General features: G+C 40.8%; 15 protein-coding genes. 2 read left to right on the top strand and 13 right to left on the bottom strand.

Annotated features, from left to right (window positions below):
- Positions 1-127: 127 nt before the first annotated feature.
- The 4 genes from FNW02_RS34745 to FNW02_RS34730 form a co-directional block, all read right to left on the bottom strand.
- Entirely contained in the window at positions 128-1,258 is a 1,131-nt protein-coding gene (locus tag FNW02_RS34745) for a hypothetical protein (RefSeq protein ID WP_225226138.1), read from the bottom strand.
- Positions 1,259-1,260: 2 nt separating this feature from the next.
- The gene (locus FNW02_RS34740; protein WP_191762057.1) at positions 1,261-1,989 is read right to left on the bottom strand and encodes a hypothetical protein; all 729 of its coding nucleotides are present in this window, start codon (positions 1,987-1,989) and stop codon (positions 1,261-1,263) included.
- A gap of 3 nt (positions 1,990-1,992) precedes the next feature.
- Positions 1,993-4,773 (bottom strand): helicase HerA domain-containing protein, encoded by a 2,781-nt coding sequence (locus FNW02_RS34735; protein WP_191762056.1) that lies wholly within the window; start codon positions 4,771-4,773, stop codon positions 1,993-1,995.
- A gap of 969 nt (positions 4,774-5,742) precedes the next feature.
- Positions 5,743-6,360: a hypothetical protein gene (locus FNW02_RS34730; protein ID WP_191762055.1), complete on the bottom strand. Its 618-nt coding sequence runs from the start codon at positions 6,358-6,360 to the stop codon at positions 5,743-5,745.
- A gap of 249 nt (positions 6,361-6,609) precedes the next feature.
- Here FNW02_RS34730 and FNW02_RS34725 point away from each other — a divergent pair, with 249 nt between their 5' ends.
- Positions 6,610-7,341, top strand: coding sequence for a hypothetical protein (locus FNW02_RS34725; RefSeq protein ID WP_191762054.1), 732 nt, complete (start codon positions 6,610-6,612; stop codon positions 7,339-7,341).
- Positions 7,342-7,369: 28 nt separating this feature from the next.
- On the opposite strand, the gene FNW02_RS39275 is transcribed toward FNW02_RS34725, so the two are convergent.
- The 7 genes from FNW02_RS39275 to FNW02_RS34690 form a co-directional block, all read right to left on the bottom strand.
- A complete protein-coding gene (locus tag FNW02_RS39275; protein WP_225226136.1) occupies positions 7,370-7,984 on the bottom strand; it encodes a hypothetical protein in 615 nt (204 codons plus the stop codon).
- A gap of 59 nt (positions 7,985-8,043) precedes the next feature.
- Complete coding sequence (locus FNW02_RS34715) at positions 8,044-9,045, bottom strand: ParB/RepB/Spo0J family partition protein (RefSeq protein ID WP_191762053.1); 1,002 nt, start codon at positions 9,043-9,045, stop codon at positions 8,044-8,046.
- Positions 9,046-9,086: 41 nt separating this feature from the next.
- Positions 9,087-9,740: a ParA family protein gene (locus tag FNW02_RS34710; protein WP_191762052.1), complete on the bottom strand. Its 654-nt coding sequence runs from the start codon at positions 9,738-9,740 to the stop codon at positions 9,087-9,089.
- 276 nt (positions 9,741-10,016) lie between these two features.
- A complete protein-coding gene (locus FNW02_RS34705) occupies positions 10,017-10,823 on the bottom strand; it encodes a P63C domain-containing protein (RefSeq protein ID WP_191762051.1) in 807 nt (268 codons plus the stop codon).
- A 151-nt stretch (positions 10,824-10,974) separates the two neighbouring features.
- The gene (locus tag FNW02_RS34700; RefSeq protein WP_191762050.1) at positions 10,975-11,163 is read right to left on the bottom strand and encodes a hypothetical protein; all 189 of its coding nucleotides are present in this window, start codon (positions 11,161-11,163) and stop codon (positions 10,975-10,977) included.
- A 153-nt stretch (positions 11,164-11,316) separates the two neighbouring features.
- Positions 11,317-11,574: a hypothetical protein gene (locus FNW02_RS34695; RefSeq protein ID WP_191762049.1), complete on the bottom strand. Its 258-nt coding sequence runs from the start codon at positions 11,572-11,574 to the stop codon at positions 11,317-11,319.
- A 213-nt stretch (positions 11,575-11,787) separates the two neighbouring features.
- Entirely contained in the window at positions 11,788-12,318 is a 531-nt protein-coding gene (locus FNW02_RS34690; protein WP_191762048.1) for a hypothetical protein, read from the bottom strand.
- A gap of 49 nt (positions 12,319-12,367) precedes the next feature.
- Between FNW02_RS34690 and FNW02_RS34685 the strand changes: the two genes are divergently transcribed.
- On the top strand, positions 12,368-17,179 hold the full coding sequence (locus tag FNW02_RS34685; RefSeq protein WP_191762047.1) for a hypothetical protein: 4,812 nt from the start codon (positions 12,368-12,370) through the stop codon (positions 17,177-17,179).
- 136 nt (positions 17,180-17,315) lie between these two features.
- Here FNW02_RS34685 and FNW02_RS34680 read toward each other — a convergent pair whose 3' ends face one another.
- Positions 17,316-17,588 (bottom strand): hypothetical protein, encoded by a 273-nt coding sequence (locus FNW02_RS34680; protein ID WP_225226135.1) that lies wholly within the window; start codon positions 17,586-17,588, stop codon positions 17,316-17,318.
- Between the two features lie 120 nt (positions 17,589-17,708).
- Positions 17,709-18,170 (bottom strand): hypothetical protein, encoded by a 462-nt coding sequence (locus tag FNW02_RS34675; protein ID WP_191762046.1) that lies wholly within the window; start codon positions 18,168-18,170, stop codon positions 17,709-17,711.
- Between the last annotated feature and the right edge of the window lie 192 nt (positions 18,171-18,362).

Raw genomic sequence — 18,362 nt, 5'->3', positions numbered from 1 at the left:
CCAGTTGCTCTTTTGATAACTGGTTCAAGCTTTCTCGGTCTAATTCTTGAGACAGGTTTTGGTTCATATTTGTGATACTCCCTCTCAAGTGTTACCTTTGTCAATACTCTGCCACCTGAATCCTTACTTAAATTCCTCGACGAATTACTTTAGCTAGAGCACCCCCTCCATACGAGACGACTGTCACAGCCACATCTTTGGCAACATTAATCGCTTGGTCTGCGGCTTTGTTGAGTTGTGTCAGTAGTGCTAATCCACCTCCGGCGGCTAATCCGGTTGCTAATGCTGGGGCAATAATTCCAATCACGAATAAGAAGAACAACGGCTGATCTGACCTGGAATTAGCCATTAATTCGGCTGCGAATCCCGTAATCACATTGAACGAAAGCTTGGCCACTCCTACAGAGAAATATCCAGCTAACCAAGTAAAGATTGATTTCGACCCGTAAGGAAGCAATGAGCCGCCTACTGCCAAAGGCCCTAAAAGTGCAGTCAGCAGCATCGTTAGCTCTATACCCCACTGATATGCGCCTCCTAATGCCACCAATATATTCGTAATCGTTCCTGCCACCACTGAACCGACATAAGCACTGAACGGCGAAAGCAAGACTTGTACGGGGTTAGCCCCACTTTGGATTGCATCGATTGGGGCGTTAACTATCCGGTCTATGCGATCTATTAGCCAAGCAAACGGGCCATTAGAGCCAACAAAGTAACGCGGATATTCATTCATCAACCTCTGCTTGGCTTCAGTCAGGCAATCAATTGCCTCTTGTGGTGCTAAAGAAGAAGTTCGGCACATTTCCATTTCTCGACCAATGGCGCTACGAACTGCTTCTACACCTAACGCTTTTTGGTAAGCTGCTCTTAAATCAACCCCAGCCGCAGTACTTATTAGCACATACCTATTTGTATTGTTAATCATGTCTCGAATCGCCATTGTGCTTTGCCCTAGCAGTTGACCATTTTGGAACAATAACGCTGCTACTGTTAGCGGCCAGATTAAATCTGTAATCGCCCGTGTTTCTTCAAAATTGAGCATTTGTTTTGTCCACTCAATCATAAAGAATACTAGTGTTGAAACCGCAAATAAAGTACCAACTGTACACAAGGAACCATACAATGGCCCGTTTAAAAGCTCTATCCACAACTCATCAAATCCTTGAGAAATCGCAGCGGCATTTGACGCAGAGTTTTGAACTAAATCTCCTCCAGCAAATACACCTTGAGCTATTAATTTAGGCAAGAATAATCGCATAATTACTTTTCTATATAAGCCGGATCTAAATTAGACATGAAAATTAATTCTTGGGTTAGCGAGGCTAGCCCCATCGTTCGCAGATTCTCTCTTTCACGGTTAGAACTAATATTGTCTGCAATTTGAGAAAGCATCAAATTTCCTAGGGCTGTATCTAACCGCGCTGTTTCAGTATTAGTACCAAGTTGTGCCAACATTGAAATAGTTAAAGCATTTTGAGCTGCGATCGCCTTAAGAATATTTTGGGAGGCATCCATTGCTTGTGCCTGGTCGCCCAACCCTTTTACTTCTTGCGCTATCTGCACAGTTGTTGCTAATTTCCTAGCTGTATTTGATTGTCCTTCCTTGCTCATCACCGCAGACACAGAAGACTTCGTTAACTGCCTCTCTAACTCCTGCCCCGTCGCTTTTGCCTCTGGCAATGAACGGCTAGCCCGAAGTCGCTCTTTTAAGTCTTCACTACTAGCAATCGGATCTACCGCACCCATTACCCCGGTTGCGCTATCTATCGCTGCTTGGGCATCTGTTCTAATACCGCTCCAGGCCTCCTCTATCTGGATTTGAGCTTTTTGTTCTAACTCCCTAATTGAATTTTGGACATCACTAATGATTGTTTGAAAAAAATTCCCAATATTTAACGAGAGTGCCAAACTCGGCGTTGATGCTAAAACTCCTAACAGAGCAATCAAGGAAGCCACCCAGATTTTTTGATGAACTTTTATAACTTTCATACTTCACCCGATTTTTGTTAATTTAATTGTTAAAAGCAATTCTTTTGCGGAATCAGACAATTCTTCACCTCGAATCATCCTGATATAATCCTCGCTAAATCTAAACAAACCTAAGATGGGGTTATGTTTATATTTATTCAGAAATAAACTTCGTAGCTCTTGTTCATGAGGATTGTTAGCGACTGCTGCTAACAAACAGTACGCTGGATAGTATCGACAAAATGTTAGCTTGCCATTATCGTCTAATAGCCAGTTAGAATATACTCCTGATTTTCGGGGATAAAATGATTCTGTACTATTGCGAGAGATAATTTCATACGCATATTTAAATCTCGCCACGAACGGGTCGATTGCACTTGATTGAATTCTCCCTACTAATCGTGTAGTAATGTTAGCGAAGATTTTAGCAGCAGCTTTTGATTGATAAATACTTTCTGGTTCTTGAGCAGATAAAATTACCCGAATTCCTGCTTTAGCTCCGTTAGCACACAATCTCCCAATTAGTTCTGCTATCGATTCAAAAGCAAACAGAATTGGTGCTTCATCTAAGAAGAAAATCGAAGCTTTTGAACTGAGCGCCCGTCTGAGTCCTGCTGCATAAGCTGATAGCGCTAGAATTGCCGCGTCTGATTCACTCGATAGATTTCTCAGCGCAAATACTAATAATTTAGCATCTGTCCGAAAACTTGATGGCTTTGATATTGATTGACCGACTCTAGTGTTCAACCAAAAATTCAAGCGCAGCCTGATTTGGTCAAGAGCTTGCAATACGTCATTACTATTATTAGCAATTGAATCTAGCTTGATATACCCTGGTGAACAATATTTACAAAAATCATTCAACGTCGGTGTATCATCCCACTCACTAGTTCCTACCTGAGAATTCAAAGCAGCTTTGTATCTGAGCTTAATTTCATCATCAGCAAAGAAAGATTCTAGAGCTAGGGTAACAAGTGATTCAATATTAGATAGCATACTGGCACTGACTCCCAGAGCATTAGTGCCAACAATCATGGTCATCAATACTGATTTCAAAAATTCCTTGAAATCATTCATCCTTTCTTTTATTGTGTCTGCATCTAAATTGCGGAGGTCAGGCAATTCAAATAAGTTGTTTGACTCTTTGGAAATATCAAAATACGCACCATCTTTGCCCAATAAATTTGTGTAGTCAGTAAAAGTGGACGTCCCATCTGGTTTGGGATAATCCAACGCTACAACAGGTATCCCTTGTGCTAAAGCCGGAGTTAAAATTCCTGCCACTAATACCGATTTTCCCGAACGAGTCGCTCCAAATATCGCAATGTGTTTGTGCTGGTTATACAAATCCAAATGTATTGGTGTTCCTCCTTCTTCTGCAATCAATTCAAAGCCTGTGCTATCACCTGTTGCTGTGCGAATCAAAGGCATCAGCCCTGGGGCTTCGGAACTGAAGTAAGGTAATCTCCGGTTAAATGGTTTAGTTAGTAATCCTTCCCAGATAAATGGACAGCACTGCAACCAAATTTTCCAAGCGATTTCTGTTTCTCTGTCTACTGCTGCTGGGCTTTGAAAGCATGATCCTAAATATCGACAAGCTTCATCCAAGGCGCGAGTGTTATCTCGGTGTACTAAAAATACTACTGCCGTGTTCACCACGCTAGCACCTTTATAAATTGTCTTTTGCGCTTCTACTGCCTCTTCTATGTTCAATCCCGCTTTGACATCTATATTCCCTGCTCCACTAGAAGCTGTCGTACTAGTAATAGACTGCTTTGTTAAACGCTGTAGATTTGTTTTCGCAAACATTTGATTAGCTTTCGTTATTTGGCAAAATATTTCGGTATCAGAAACCTTGCCTCGCGCCATTACTGACCAGAGATATCGCAGTTGTGCGTACTCATCAACCCAACCCCCTGGCTTGGAAGAGAAATTGAGTACACCAATATATTTATCTTGAAGTTTTACCCATTTGCGATCTAAAACAGGAATTGATTTTTCTGTACCTAAAACATGATGCCGAATGTGAAAATCACTCGTCTGTTTTTCTGTTAGCCCTGAAGAGTCAAGCTTTAATGGGTTGGGTAATTGCGGGGCTTGTGTTTTATTGAACTGCAACCACAAAACCGACCAGATTTCTACAGCAGAAAGCGCTTTGACGGATAATCCCATTTTATTGCTGACGACTTGCTCCCAACTGCCAAAGCCTTCTACAAACGAATTCCGTAAAATGCTCTCTATTCGATTTTGTTCAATCGCGTGAATTTCTCCTGTAAACTTATACCAAATACTCTGTAACTTCTTTAGCCCTGTTTCTACGATATCCTGGGTTTTCTCTTCACCGGAAAACACTGTATATGTACACCATAAACGCAGAAACTTATTCTTGCGCTCACCTGATATAGTTAATTCCTTCGCCCGAACTCTCTCACTTCGGAGCAAGAGTTTTATTTGCTCTAAATTGCAGCCATCCTCCAAACTTTTTAGCTCTTTTTGTCTGGGAGCATCATCAGTAAAAGACCCTAAATGAATTGTTAATGACTCCTGCTCTGGTATCTCCTTGAGTCCAGATTCTATACTGTCAAATATCGGCAGGATTTGTTCCGCTTCTAAGTGCGGATGAATTCCAATACAATCAAAGCAAAACTTAACTTGGATATCTGAATTCTTTTTTAAGATTAAGGCTCCTATCCCCCGGCGATTACCTAAATCTATTTCACATATTCCTGCCAAATGAATTATGTCTTCAAACGGCGTTAACGTTATCGACTTCTTTCCTATTTTGTTAAAGCTGGTTTTTGACATAATTCTTTAGTGTTATTTTACCGAGAAGGGGGAAAGGGGAAAGGGTAAGGGGTAAAGGGTAAGAATTAAAAACTTTTCCCTACAGGTATAAAGCCCACTTCGGCTACGCTCAGTGCATCGCCTCTTTTTAAAGATGGAGAAGGAAAAAGATGTATTTCGCCCTGACGTAGTACAAGAAATCTAGCGTCCTCGTATCAGAGCCAATAACTTTAGTTATAGGGTTCCCTTTCCCCTTTAACCTTTAACCTTTTCCCTGCCCAAAGGGCTTTACACTTCATCATTAAATGGCTTAAACTCTATTCCTCCTGCCGACTGTGCTTTTTTTCTCCCTCTCTGGTAACTCTGTTAATGAGATGAACCGCATATAGCCTCTACTAATCTTTGGTGTTCCAATAAACTTGCCAAAAAAATCCTTATTACTAGATAAAATCCACCATGTCCCCCACCCCCAAAACGTTATGAATCCTGTCCCTAGCCATCCGATTTTCAACAAGTGATAGAACAAAAATATATTTACCATTGCTATGCAAGACCACGGAAATATCTGCTCTGTTGAAAACGGGCCAATTTTTGGTTGAATCCCTAGCGTTCGATTCACTACCCGAAATTTCTTGTTCAACATCTTTGTAAATAGGGTGTAATACCAATTCGCAATTCGCAATTCGCAATTCGCAATTCGCAATTCGCAATTCGCAATTAAGAAACTTAGAGATAGCAAGACTTTCCTGGTTTACATCTGTTGTCTCATTTTAGAGAATTGGTGTAAGGGGGTAGGGGTGTAGGCCCAATTCGCAATTTCCAGTTCGCAATTCGCAATTGCTTTTAACTGCGAATTGCGATCTTCGGAACGGGGCGTTTAGCCCATTGCGAATTGCGTTAGCGAAGCGGGGCGTTCGCGCAACGTCTCGTAGAGAAGCCCATTGCGAATTGCGCTCTTTATAATTGCGAATTGCGAATTGCGAATTGGTACTACCCCCCAGCTCCTCCTGCAACCAGCCCCGTCAAAATGTCCGCAGCAAATACTGCCACGACCATAATAAATGGAGTTCTCGCTGGCGTTGCCCAGTCTTCATCCCGCCTTACAGCCTGGATGATATTCACTATTGATATTGCTATGTACAACAAAAACAATGCACGTATAATGTTGAACACTGTCTCAATTGTCTCTTGAGTCTGCGTGTTCCCTGCCGCATTCGGAAAGTTCGTTACTAGCCAGTCTTCAGCATTGTTGAAAAATTGTGCCGAAGCTGGCGCAGAAGCAAAATCCAATACAAATACAAATGCCAGTAAACAGAACAATATTGCATACAGGTTGACGCCGTATTTTCGCTGCTTACTGTCGATTCCAGTCAAAACAAGAGTAAACTCTTTCTGGAATGTTACAGCTACCGCCGTCAAAATAATTATTCCCCCCATCATCATATTGTGGAGCGACATTTCTGCAATCATTAATGCTCCAGCTACACCCATCAGTGCCACTGTGTTGCGCTCCGCCGCAATTCTTCGTTTTGTCTTTATCCCCGAAGCCATTGCATCAGATGGCAATCCCGCTCTTGACGAATATGTCTGCATATCTTTAAATACCATCTTTATTTATTCCATCCAATACGGTTCGGTCAAAGCAGAAAGATAAAAAGGAAAAAGTTTTAACTTATCCCTTACCCAATCACCCTAACCATATTGGGTCTGCATTCAGTATTTGCTTTATCTGCTGAAAAGACCACCAACTTTCAGCTATTTTTTCAACAACTAAAGTGACTTGACAAATTAAGCATTCTTGATTAAATCAAGCATTACATCCCAGCTAAAATTGTTATCACATGAGTAAAAAACGAAATGCTTGATTATTGGACGGCGAGTGGTGCGTTTTGGCTGGTAATGTTCGGAATCCAGGAGTGGGTGCTGCAATTTCACCTGGGTTATTTGGGCCGTTATTGGACTCTCGCCAGTGCAGCTAGCTTATTCTTCGGCTTTTTGCTGTCTGGTTTGGTTTGTGTGCCACTAATAATCAATTTGAAAGTAGACCCATTCACTTTTCCAGGCAATGTTATTCTTTGTGCCATCGCTGCTATGTTCTTTGGTGCGTTTCTTACCCTGGGGCAATGGCTGATATTGCGGCAGACTGATTTGACACCAAGGATTTTTGCGCTGATTAATACACTAGTTGGAATCCTAATTTTCTTTCTACTGGTGTACTTCAACGAGCCTAGTTTGGAGTTGAGTGGTGGGCCCACTCAAGGTTGGAAAACTGCTCTTATCTTTCTGGTTGGAGGTGCGATTACCGGAGCAGCCACAGGTAAAGCTTTGGATTTTTACTGTGGGCGGATTGAGCAGCGGCTAATCTCTATTGAGAGGGAAAGAGTAGAGAAAGAAACGCGAGAAAGGGAAAGGGTGGAGAGAGAACGGTTGGAGAGAGAAAAGCTAGAACAAGAAATCCTAGAGAAGGAAATGATAGAGAGAAAAAGAATACAGAGAGAAATGGCTTTAGAAGAACAACGAAAGTGGCTTGAAGAACACGGGGATGAGGATTACGATTATGACGAAGATGAAGACGAGGATGAGGAGTAATAGTTTTTAACTATGAGCAACCGAATCTCTACTTCCAGGGTGAAGAAATAGCCGTTGTCGAAAGCACCTTCTCTGCATTCAATCTAATCGCCGTTTCACCACAGCTAGGACATTGCACTTTAGCTAGCACCACTGACGGGCGTCCCTTATACTCTCCAATTACTGGTTCCCCAGTGTACTCACTAATTATCCCTTGTCCACAGTGGTGGCACTCGAACACTACACGCCCTACTAGTTTGTCACAGTCCGAAAATTGCATGTGCTGACATTGCTGGGACGGCAACTCTTCTTCATCGCGTGGTTCAAATGTTCGTTGCTGCTGAGACTTTTGCAGTGAATTTAATTTGCGCGGGGCAGGGTAGGTAGGTAGCGCTTTGTTATTAGGTATCGCCTGCGGTTTAATTGGTAGCGATGGAGTCGGTTCGTCATGCCCAGTGTCTAGAGAGTCAGTCGCGGCTAATTCTGGCTGATGTTTAGCCTGGTTTAAGATTACTGGTTCATCGACAGCGGATGTGGAGTTAGTCTTAGTTTCAGATGATAGTTGCTCCGCTGGACTATAAGCAACAATATCAAGTTTTGGGCTTGATTTGTCAGATTTTGGCTGCTGCTTGGGTGGTTTAGATGGACGCTGGGTAGATTTCATGTAGAACTTTAATTAATTGAACTTAGCAGAGACGTTGAAACTTACTTGTACCTTGCCGTTTAGTTAGATTCATTTATTAAAGCTTCAATAGCAGTGATTAATTTTTCTAAACGCTTCTGTTTTTTTGGATCATCCCATGTTTTTGTTTTCTTTATAACTTGGTAAGCTTTATCTATTCGATTTTTTAGAGGAGCTTCCTGAATAGATTGAGTCTTTGCTTCACTCTCTTTAAGCTTGTTAATCCTTTCTTTGATTTGCGTTAGGGATAAATTTTCTTTGATTGTATCTTGAAGTAAAGACTGCCTTTCTACCTCATTCTTAATTCGTGCAATTAATGTAGCCTTTGTATACGCTATTTCTCCTCTACGCAATGTTTCTAAGATTTCATCAGGCAGATTCAATAATGGCAAACGATTTTTAACAAAAGATTCCCATGCCATTAAGGCTAATGAATCAAACACGGCTTGTACAGCTTGGCTTTCAGCACTAACCCTAACATTAGGGTTAGATACGACGAGATCTTCCTTTTCAGCGTTAACCCTAACATTAGGGTTAGATGTGTTAATGTTCCCCTTGGCTTCGTTATACATACGATAGAGGTGAGAAATAACCTTCTCTACAGGCTGCTCTAACTTGATTGCTAGTAGTTGGAGAATTCCTTCAGTTTCTTCAACAGGGTTAAGGTCTTCTCGCTGCAAGTTTTCAATTAATGCAAGTTGCAATGCTTCTTCATCACTTAAAGAGCGAACTACCACCGGGACATTAGCTAGTTTTATCTCTTGAGCAGCACGGTAACGCCTCTCCCCGGCAACTAACTCATACTGTCCTTCAGAAATAGGTCTTACAAGCAATGGTTCTAGAATGCCATGTTCCTTGACAGACGTTATTAACTGCTGCATCTTTTGGAGATCGAAATAGCGCCGAGGCTGCTGTTTAGGAAGACGAATTGACTCTAGAGGAACAGAGTTATCAGCTTTAGTAAGGAGATTAACAGATTGTGGAGCTTTACTGATGAAAAACTCCAAAGCACCTTCATCTAATGATTTACGTTTTTGAGGCATAGCTTTACAAGCTGGTTTGAGCTAAGAAGTTAGTTATATTCTTAGATTTTAAGCAAGTCTAAAATTTCATTGAATAGTTGAGTGTATTCACGCCTTGCTTCTGCTGCTGGTCTACCTGTCATTGTCCAAACCGTTATGTTTTGTCCTGGTACATCCGCAATAACTTCTCGGTCATGAATGATAGTTTTGAGCGATATCACTCCAGGCACAGTTCTTAGAAAGCGAGTAGCTTCATCTTTCAATCGAGTACCCTGTTTAGCTCTGTTGAGAAAAAGAGCACCTTTAGGTAAACCTTCACGTATTTCCTGAGCTTGATTAATTAACAAAACTGCCTTGAGTGTAGAACTGAGGTCTAGAACTTTAGGCTGAATTGGTACTAATACCAGATTCGCCCATGCCAGAATTGCTTTTGTTTCATCATCTAAACGCCCCGCTGGCCCATCAACTATGAGGTAATCATACTGTTTAGCTAGCTTAGGCATTTCTTTAAACAGTTCGTCTTTCTCGTGAATCACTTTGAAAGCAATAGGTTTCTCTAGGTTATTAATCCATTGAGATGATGACGTTTGGGAATCAGCATCGACAAGCAGCGTGCTATAACCTTTTTTAATAGCCAGATAGTAGGCGAGATGTACAGCCGTTGTAGATTTTCCTGTACCGCCTTTTTGGTTAGCGATCGCAATAATTTGCGACATGATTTTCGTACAAACCTATTGATAATGAATTTACACTTATCCAAGTAATAACAGTTAATAATTTATTTCCTGCAAGTGCAACAACTATTATTACTCAAAAAAAGCTGCTGTCACTGCTATGACTCAAAAGCAGTCATATTCGTGAATAACCCTAAGTTTAGCTTCAAATTACAACAACATAAATCAATTAAAAAATCTAGTTTATCACGATCTAGAAGGAGAATTAGTTGTTTTGCGGCGAGCTATTCTATGCCTTACCGCAAATACTTTCGCTGACTATCTTATATCCCAACCATCAAATAAATTAGGCTGATCTACTCCATACTGCCGCCCAACTAGCCGCCGTAGTTCATCCACAGAGTTAGCCGACTTCATCAGAATCAGCACTGATGTGACGTGTGGGGATAGTCTTTCTTTCGTTTCCTTGTCTAACATTTGGTGAATCTTGTACTTCCTGCGTCCGTTTGGAAGCGCTGGGTTAACGACATCGAGCTTGGCTTTTTCCTCTGGTGTCATCCAACCATAGATAAACTCCCAATAGTACAGCCCGTTTCTGATATTCTTCTTATGCAGCTTGGTAATCCTTGCCAAGTTTGACTCAAACTCAGTCTCAAACATCTTCGTCCAGGGACGTGGCGTGTCCAAAATCCGAGAGTCATCTCTTCGTCGTTGCTCAACTGTCCGCGACTCCCCCCAAACCTGCTCAAATCTGCTGATGAGTGAGTCTTCAGACAATGCATCAATCAGCTTTTGAGCTTCAGAGTTTCCCTGCTTGTCAAAATAACGCCAAATTATTCTGACATCTGTTAACGACCACGTTACAGCACGCGTTACTGTACTTTTAACCGTATATTCCGCATCAAGTGTAACGTGATTTAGCCCTTGCCCTATCAGGCTTTGGTAGACGCGAGGCAAGCTAAACTGTAACCTGGTCAACCAGTTTTTATTTATACCGATTGGCTCAAGTATGTGATTCTGAGACATCCGATATTCCTTTGTCTCAACAATCCTAATAGCATCAAACCGATAGCTGCCAATGTACAACTCAACGGCTTGGGCCGCGGCAAAATCTTTATTAGTCATTATTGCTTTGCTCCGCAAAGATTTCATCAACTCCTCGCGCAGCGTTTTTGAGTTGGTTCAAAATAATGGAATGCTGCCTACAAAAAAATAACCGCCAGCATTGTATATGCTGACGATTATAAGGTCTTCTAAAATATTTCTACCTGCTTGCTCAATCCCATTCTTCTTCCTGAAACCGATACAATTCGGCAGTGTACTTCAAAGTATTAGATGTATCAGGTGATGTTAAATCAAGTAATGTTTTGTAATTATCGTAATAAGTTAGAAGCAAATGCGTTCCTTTAACTTCCCAGGCTATTACGATGTCTAGCCTTGTGAGAGTTTTCAAAGAAGTTTGCATACTTTCTGTGATTAGAGAACAGTTGGTTTCCATATTTAACAAGAGTGATAGTTGGACTTCAGAAAGTTTGAGCAGAGCGCCATTCTTTCAAAAATAAACCGCTAGCACATGGGCGTACTGACGGTTTCTTGCGCGGTCACAAAACTTATTTGACTATAGCTTAGTAGTTACCTCAGCAAAAAACTCAACTTGTTCTTTGAGATAGGATAAACTCTCTGTTGATCTACAATCTAATGATTTCTGCGTTCCTTCATAAAATGTCAATACTAATTGCTCATTTTGACGTTTCCAAGTATGCAGAAATCCAAAATCTTGGGCTAAATCTAAATAGAAATAAACCTCCTTTGAAAACATTAATTGACGCTGCCAATGTTGAGCGATCGCCATAGCCATTGATGAAGATATATTCATAAACACCTCAATTAGTACAAAACCTTCAATTGGGTGTTGGCGCAGCTTCTTATAATTGTCAGTAGTCCATTAATCTTTACAAATATTCATGTTTCCATTGAAAAACGCGATCGCTCCTTCAATTCACCAGGGCGATCGCTTTTCTCCAAGTAATCAGTTAAAATCACATTATTTGATGCACACAAACGGGGTTACAGCATAACCTCACCTATGTTAATAGGAGGTGCTTTTATCAAAGGGCAAGCTATCTTCCGGCTCGAAGTTTCGCAAGTCTTGTTCCATTTGGCGGCGGCGTTGGGTGTAGGTTCTGCTGTCTTCAATCAGAGCATTCATTTTCTGCTCACCAAAGTTAATACCTTGTTGAGCGTAATCAGCAGACACAGCATTATAATTCTCAACTTCGCTTTTCTTACGCCACTCTTGCTGTTCGAGCGCCCCTTCACTAATGCCTATTTGACGGGCGTATTCGATATACTCTGGTCTGAGGGAGCCATCTGGGTTAAATTCCCTTTTCTCTTGTTCAGTGAAGAAATCATAGGCTGTATACACTGTCCACGGCTCTGGGGCAATTTCGTCTAAGTGCTTCCATTCGTCGTATTTTGCTTTTATTCTACGAGCATAACTATCAATTGCTCCTGGATCTGCACCATTAGATAACTTTTGTTGTCTTACTTCATCTTTTAAAGTTCCATCTGCATTGAACTCTTTTTTGTGCATATTTATCCAACGTTTTATTCTCGACATATAAACCTCCCAAAATCTTAATCAAACTTCATTAATCTGCTTAACGTTTATGACTCTTGAACTCAAACATTTTGACCCCAGACTCAATCAATGGATTTATACAGATGACAGTAAAACTAATACTAAAACAATTTTAACTGAAAAGCTAAGTAATACTTTATTGGAATCTTACTTTCCTGAGAAAGAATTCTCTTTTGGACACTCAGATGAATACAGTAAACCGGAAGAATTAAAGAATCATCCAAATGGACATATTTTGTTGCTGTCTTCTAAAACTAGATTGCTTTATGGAGAAAGAGAATGTTTAGAAACTATTCAAAAAATTTGTCCAGACGCTAAAGACCGAGGGGCTTACGGATCTATTTTCCTTGGAGCTTGTAAAAATGCGATTCAGGAAAAACTAAATATTTTAGTAGTAGATGATTCTACTGATAATCCTGGGGAAAATGGAGGAATATTATCAAAAGATTTAGCATATAAATTAGTTGGTGATTGTTATGGGCAGATTTCTTCACAAGTCTATGACAATCTCACTTTAAGAGAATCACAACAGGACAAAAGCTATCGCGTTATTCAGCACCGATTTGGTTGGGTGGAGGGAAACGGAGAAGATACAACTAAATATCGTTTTGGTAAAGGAACACTGCGACCATACAACTTACATGAAATTGAATATGCAGATCCCAAGAATGAACCCAAAATAGATATAATTCTTCCCATAAGCAGTTTCAAAGGAACAGATAAGGATAGACCCTCTGGCCCTACTAAGCCTCAAATTAAACCAGGGCTATACCAGCAAAATATTTGGTTAGCTGAAAAAGCGCAATCTCAGCAAGGACAGATGTCCATTTCCCAACTGCTGGCATCTTTCCCCCAAGGACTGAAAGATTTTGTCGAAGAATTAGAATTACAAGCTCAAAAATTAGCCTCTATCCAAGATGATCCAAGGAAAGTTGCTCTTGCATATTGTGAAAAATACGAAAAGCGTAAAGAATTATTTAATCAGAGCAAATCTAATCAAATCAACAACCAAGAATCAAATGTTAATAACTTAGATGCAGATTATGAGTTAGACACAGATGAAGAGTTGGGTGATAAAAGTGCTAAAGATGACTTGTTCATGTACAAACTGATCAAAGCCGACTTATTAGGTCATCAGCAACTTTTAGAAACTGAAAAGGTAAAGCAAGAGTTAAGTCGGTTTTTACAGAGTGAATGGCGAGATATCGCTCTGGGAAAAACACTTACTTTTCACCGGGGAATGATTATTCCATCCAAAGATTTAAAAAATGGTGAAATTTGCGTTTCATGGGAAAAGAATGAAGAAAAGATTCTCAACTATCGATCTCCTTTTCTAAATTCTAACGGATTGTGTGTGTCTGCTAACAAGCACGTTGAAGATCGACTTGACCCAGATGGTAAAGCCTTAGAAGGCGTGATTGTAGTCAACGACGAAGACCACAAGCGCATACAACAGAGAATTGCAAAGCTAGAAGCTCAAGGGATTGATGTTGAAGAAATAGACCCAGCCGAAACCGAATCAGAACGACAAGCACGAGATTACGACGGTGACTGCATTGGTGTGGCAAGAGCTAGTTTATATCCCAATCTCACATCTGAGGCAGAGAGGAAAAATCTCCCCCAAAACGCTTATTCTCCTACAGTTAAACTCCAAAAACAATCATTTTATGATCCCATAGATGGAACCCAGCGTCAATTTGAAGAAATTGCTATCCACATGAGCGATAGTATTAGTGTAGGAGTAATCAATAATCAGGTAACGGCCGCTGAAGCCTTGGAATCAGAGATTGAAATTCTACGAACTTATGGCACTGATGAACAAAAGCTAAATTACTTAAATCAAGTTTCAAGCCATTACGAAAAGCTCTTTGGAGAAGAAAACCAGCAATCTCCTAAAATAATTCGGGCAGAATACAAACCATATATGCGATCTGTTGTATCCTTAGCCCAGAATCCAACCCAAGAGACTTTAGAACAGGCAATGGATGTTAACCGTCTCCTTGAACGCCAAGTTACTGAAGAAGGGTGTTTTCAAAATCAGATAGCGGTTGATCTGTTTAAGAGTTCGAGAACGCCTGACATGGACATTATCAAGGAGAATAAACGCTATCTCCACAGAGATGTCAATTATATTAAAGATAAAAAATTAAAAACAGCTTATTTAAACTCTGGGATTACGCCAACTGGTTACTCTCCTGTAGAATTAATCATTAGCCAAACTAATAAATATTTTCAACAATCACAGTTAGAATCCCGCCCCATAGTTCAATTCCAAGATTTATTTCGGGGAGTCGAGTTTACCCCACAGCAAAAATTTGCTGCGATCGCTGCCAAACACGAATTTGATCAGAAATTCAATGCTGCGGTACGTATGTCCCGGCGGCGTGAAACCGAGAAAGGGCCATCTGCTATTGTTCAAACTCCACAAGGAGCCTCTCTCGAAATTACCAATCTCACCCGTTATGGACATCCACTAATCTGGAAAGCCCAGACACTTAACATCCGCTTAGAAGAAATTAAATTCACGAATAGCACAAGCCCTCACAAATTATTGGCAGTCGCGCAGATAAATGGAGAGATCGAAGAGGATGGTCAACCCGCGTACCGCAAACTAGGTACACTTAGCCAAGCTTCAGTGAGTGATTACAATCTCAAATCGGGGACGACTACGCAAGGAGCCAAAATACTGGAATTTAGGCCAGAGCTTACAACTAGCCAAACCAAATTACTTTTTGCCAAAGCAGAAGAGGCAGCACAAGCATTTTACGCTTCTATTCCAGAATCAGAGAAACTTCAAGCCGCAGCAGCAGCTTGGAATATTTGTGCATCGCGCCAGGATGAACTCGAAGTTGCACGAAAAGAAAATTTAGATCCGACTGCTTACGCTAAAAAAGTCTCTAATTTCGCCTTCGCTGCTTTCCCGAACGAAATTGTGTCCCGCCTAGACCAACTGCAATTCACTGATATAAAACTAGTCACCCTCAATAATCAAGCAAATCAATTTCTAGGCAGACAATGGAACCCAGATGAAAAACACCCCATAGAAATCAGAGCCTCTCACCACCCAGTTGGTCATGAACGCCACGTTTCGAGACTAATGTTTGTCCAGGACAGCGACGGCGAATATAAGGAATTCGCCATGCTCGAAACCAGAACTGGGATGCTGCCAATTGGCACGAAGGCACAAGCAAGTATGGTTGGTATAGAACCCGCTACCGCTAAGGCCATTATTGGCTTGCCTGGAAAGGAACCAGTTGAGATTACCATCCGCGAACTTAAGAACTTCTCATACGCTGGACAAGTTTTTAACGACCAATCGGTAAATTTAGAATTTGGCGCTGTTTCAGTACCAGATCAAATCGTCAAAATCAAACTTAATGGCAAAACTTTAGGTGAGTTAGACAACGATTCTGTCCAACAGTTAAAAAGCTTCAATTACCTCAAAAATGGTAATCCCTTGAAGTTAAAACTTACTTCAATCTCCCTTACTGGAGATCAGGCTTTTGTGCTGGGCGAATCTGCCAACGGTAATCTACTTAAAATCAACAAAATTAACTTTTACGATTTTAAAGGTCAAACATTCTCGGATCAAAATTACCGTCAAGCGAGCGTAGAAACTTCGGCTTCTAGATCCAGAGAAGCTGTATTTTTAAATGGTGAGCCACTCGGTGTGTTGCACTTCAAAAAGGACAAAGACGCACTACGGCAACTTGGACTACTTAAAAACGGTGAACTTACACCAGCACCCGCTATTCTTCAAAGTAATTTTTCTGTTATTTGCGCCCAAATCGACCCCTCCACCATTAAATATCCTCAAAACTGGACTAAGGAGTTTCAGGCTTTTGGTCAATCAGAAATTGACCCTCTTCAACAGTTCATGATTGATAGCAGTGCGCCGATACTCCAAAAAATCAAGGAGCGTCCAACCATACTTGTTGCCACACCTGAACACAAAGTACAAGGATTTATGGGCTTGGCGGTTGACAATCACAAAGTCGAGGCGGTAAGCAAATGGCTAACTCTTCAAAGCGTTGAATTCTCTCAAGTTCCACCCGAAGATGTGATTAAGGAAACCCAAAAAGGATTAGCGGTGTTTAACTTAGTCAGCAGTTCCATCCCTCCCAAAACTTTAGAGAAAATGACTAAGAAATTTGGAGCAGTTATTGAATCGAGTAATGAGTATCAACAAAAAGTTAGCTCTCTTGCCACACGACCGCAATTCTTGAAACCACCAGACCAACCAAAACTACCAGAGCCTAAACATTGGACTCAACCCACATCTACTATTAGCCAACAAAGCCCTGTACCACTTCCGACTACTCCCACCACACCCCCAATTAGTAATAGTGTAAAAATCGAACCAAAAGGTGTAATAAACCGCCCAGTAATTAGTATTGATGATTTGAGGGATTGGCACAACACTGCTGACAAGTTAGGCAAGTCAGAGGAGTACAAGCAACGCATTGTGGAGGTGGCTAATGGGTTTAAGACAGGCCAACAATTATCAGATAAGGCGTTAACGGCAATGAACCAAGATAAGCAAGAGTACCGCTCTATTAGCAGACTTACCCAAATCGCTCAGAGAGTTGGCATGGTTTTGGGCAAACCTGGGCAAGATGGTTTCACCAAAGTTCAAGGTCAAGTTTATAATATTTCGTTTAATACTGAGCAAAAAGACTTGGCGATCGCTCACAAAAATAGAGAGATAGTTCTAGATATTCAATCAGGCAAGGTAAAAACTAATCAAGTTTCGCCTCAAGTACTGCAATTCTTTGAAGAAACTAACACCAAAATTGACAAAGTTTTAGCTCAAGCTAAAAATCAAGGCGTAGAAATTTAAGCATTAGACCTCTTGCAGAAGTCGGGAAAAGGAGAAGGGTCAAGGGGGAAAGATTTTGTATTTTCCCCTTCCTCTTTAACTTTTCCCCCAAGAGTGCAAAAAATACTTTTACAAGAGGGCTATTACTCATCAACTATCAATCACTAATCAGCCAATCTTCTCGATAAATTTGTATTTGCCTTTGTCTGTTATAGTTTTGGTAATTAATATTCACATTGACGAAATACCCTTCACACTGAGTTATTTCCTTAATTCTTCCTTGGAGCCAGTTCCGCTCATCTAAATGCCAAAACTTGATAGTTTGATTGACGTTATAGGTGGCATTATCAGTTTTCAAAGATTGGACTTTGGTGAATTCAGACAAGGTTGCCGCCAGCATGATTATCCCTCTTGATAATACTTCAGTCATACAGATTTGAAAGTGATGAACAACAGTTGAATATGCGTTCAAAACATGATGACAATTCCAGATATGCTGAACCCCCGGTAATCAGCCGAGGGTTGGAAATTTGTTATTCTTTGGTAATACTTAAGCAACTTTGCGTGGTCTACCCGGCTTGCGCTTCGATGTTGGTGTCACTATGTCAGTCTTTTTGTTCGTCTTACTCTTTGCAACTGATTCAGTTTTCTTGGGTGTTCTGGTACGCTTTGACTGTAGTTTAATTTCTTTTGCTGGAGGCAGTAATCTTAATGTAGGGAATGGGAGGATAGCTGCAACAGGTGAATTAGTCTGAGCAACTTTGGGTTCTAATGTCCACGGGTCGGGTAATTGTTCAAACTTACGTGTTGTCTCGCTGGGTATTGTGACTGCAACTTCTGATAATACTGATGATGGCAATTGTGAAACGACATCTGAGTTTTCTTCTGAAATTACGCTATTGGTGTTAGCAACGGATACGAAAAGTTCAGTAATGAACTGAAACATCATAATCCCAACAAATGCCCAAAAGATAGCTTCAATAGCCAAAGTAAGTACGTCTTGAACGTTCATCTATTTTCTCCTAGTTTTTTGTAGTTTTACGAATTTCTCAAAAACATCTCGCCAGCACGTTTTCAGGTTCTGTTGCAAAAACAGGTGGAGTTCTGCTAAGAGTAGAAATTATACTTAATAAGCCTCGCCACTGACATTGTATTCATGAACCCTAAGCAACCATTCAAATGGCGTCATTTTCAATCGGAGATC

Origin of the sequence: Komarekiella delphini-convector SJRDD-AB1, assembly GCF_014831675.1 — a bacterium.
Lineage (GTDB): Bacteria > Cyanobacteriota > Cyanobacteriia > Cyanobacteriales > Nostocaceae > Komarekiella.
The sequence above is the reverse complement of the archived record's forward strand: the minus strand, read 5'-3'. Positions and strand labels throughout refer to the sequence as shown.

Coding starts and splice junctions, on each gene's coding strand:
- FNW02_RS34745 (WP_225226138.1), bottom strand. CDS start 1,258: ATGCGATTATTCTTGCCTAAATTAATAGCTCAAGGTGTATTTGCTGGA.
- FNW02_RS34740 (WP_191762057.1), bottom strand. CDS start 1,989: ATGAAAGTTATAAAAGTTCATCAAAAAATCTGGGTGGCTTCCTTGATT.
- FNW02_RS34735 (WP_191762056.1), bottom strand. CDS start 4,773: ATGTCAAAAACCAGCTTTAACAAAATAGGAAAGAAGTCGATAACGTTA.
- FNW02_RS34730 (WP_191762055.1), bottom strand. CDS start 6,360: ATGGTATTTAAAGATATGCAGACATATTCGTCAAGAGCGGGATTGCCA.
- FNW02_RS34725 (WP_191762054.1), top strand. CDS start 6,610: ATGCTTGATTATTGGACGGCGAGTGGTGCGTTTTGGCTGGTAATGTTC.
- FNW02_RS39275 (WP_225226136.1), bottom strand. CDS start 7,984: ATGAAATCTACCCAGCGTCCATCTAAACCACCCAAGCAGCAGCCAAAA.
- FNW02_RS34715 (WP_191762053.1), bottom strand. CDS start 9,045: ATGCCTCAAAAACGTAAATCATTAGATGAAGGTGCTTTGGAGTTTTTC.
- FNW02_RS34710 (WP_191762052.1), bottom strand. CDS start 9,740: ATGTCGCAAATTATTGCGATCGCTAACCAAAAAGGCGGTACAGGAAAA.
- FNW02_RS34705 (WP_191762051.1), bottom strand. CDS start 10,823: ATGACTAATAAAGATTTTGCCGCGGCCCAAGCCGTTGAGTTGTACATT.
- FNW02_RS34700 (WP_191762050.1), bottom strand. CDS start 11,163: ATGCAAACTTCTTTGAAAACTCTCACAAGGCTAGACATCGTAATAGCC.
- FNW02_RS34695 (WP_191762049.1), bottom strand. CDS start 11,574: ATGAATATATCTTCATCAATGGCTATGGCGATCGCTCAACATTGGCAG.
- FNW02_RS34690 (WP_191762048.1), bottom strand. CDS start 12,318: ATGTCGAGAATAAAACGTTGGATAAATATGCACAAAAAAGAGTTCAAT.
- FNW02_RS34685 (WP_191762047.1), top strand. CDS start 12,368: ATGACTCTTGAACTCAAACATTTTGACCCCAGACTCAATCAATGGATT.
- FNW02_RS34680 (WP_225226135.1), bottom strand. CDS start 17,588: ATGACTGAAGTATTATCAAGAGGGATAATCATGCTGGCGGCAACCTTG.
- FNW02_RS34675 (WP_191762046.1), bottom strand. CDS start 18,170: ATGAACGTTCAAGACGTACTTACTTTGGCTATTGAAGCTATCTTTTGG.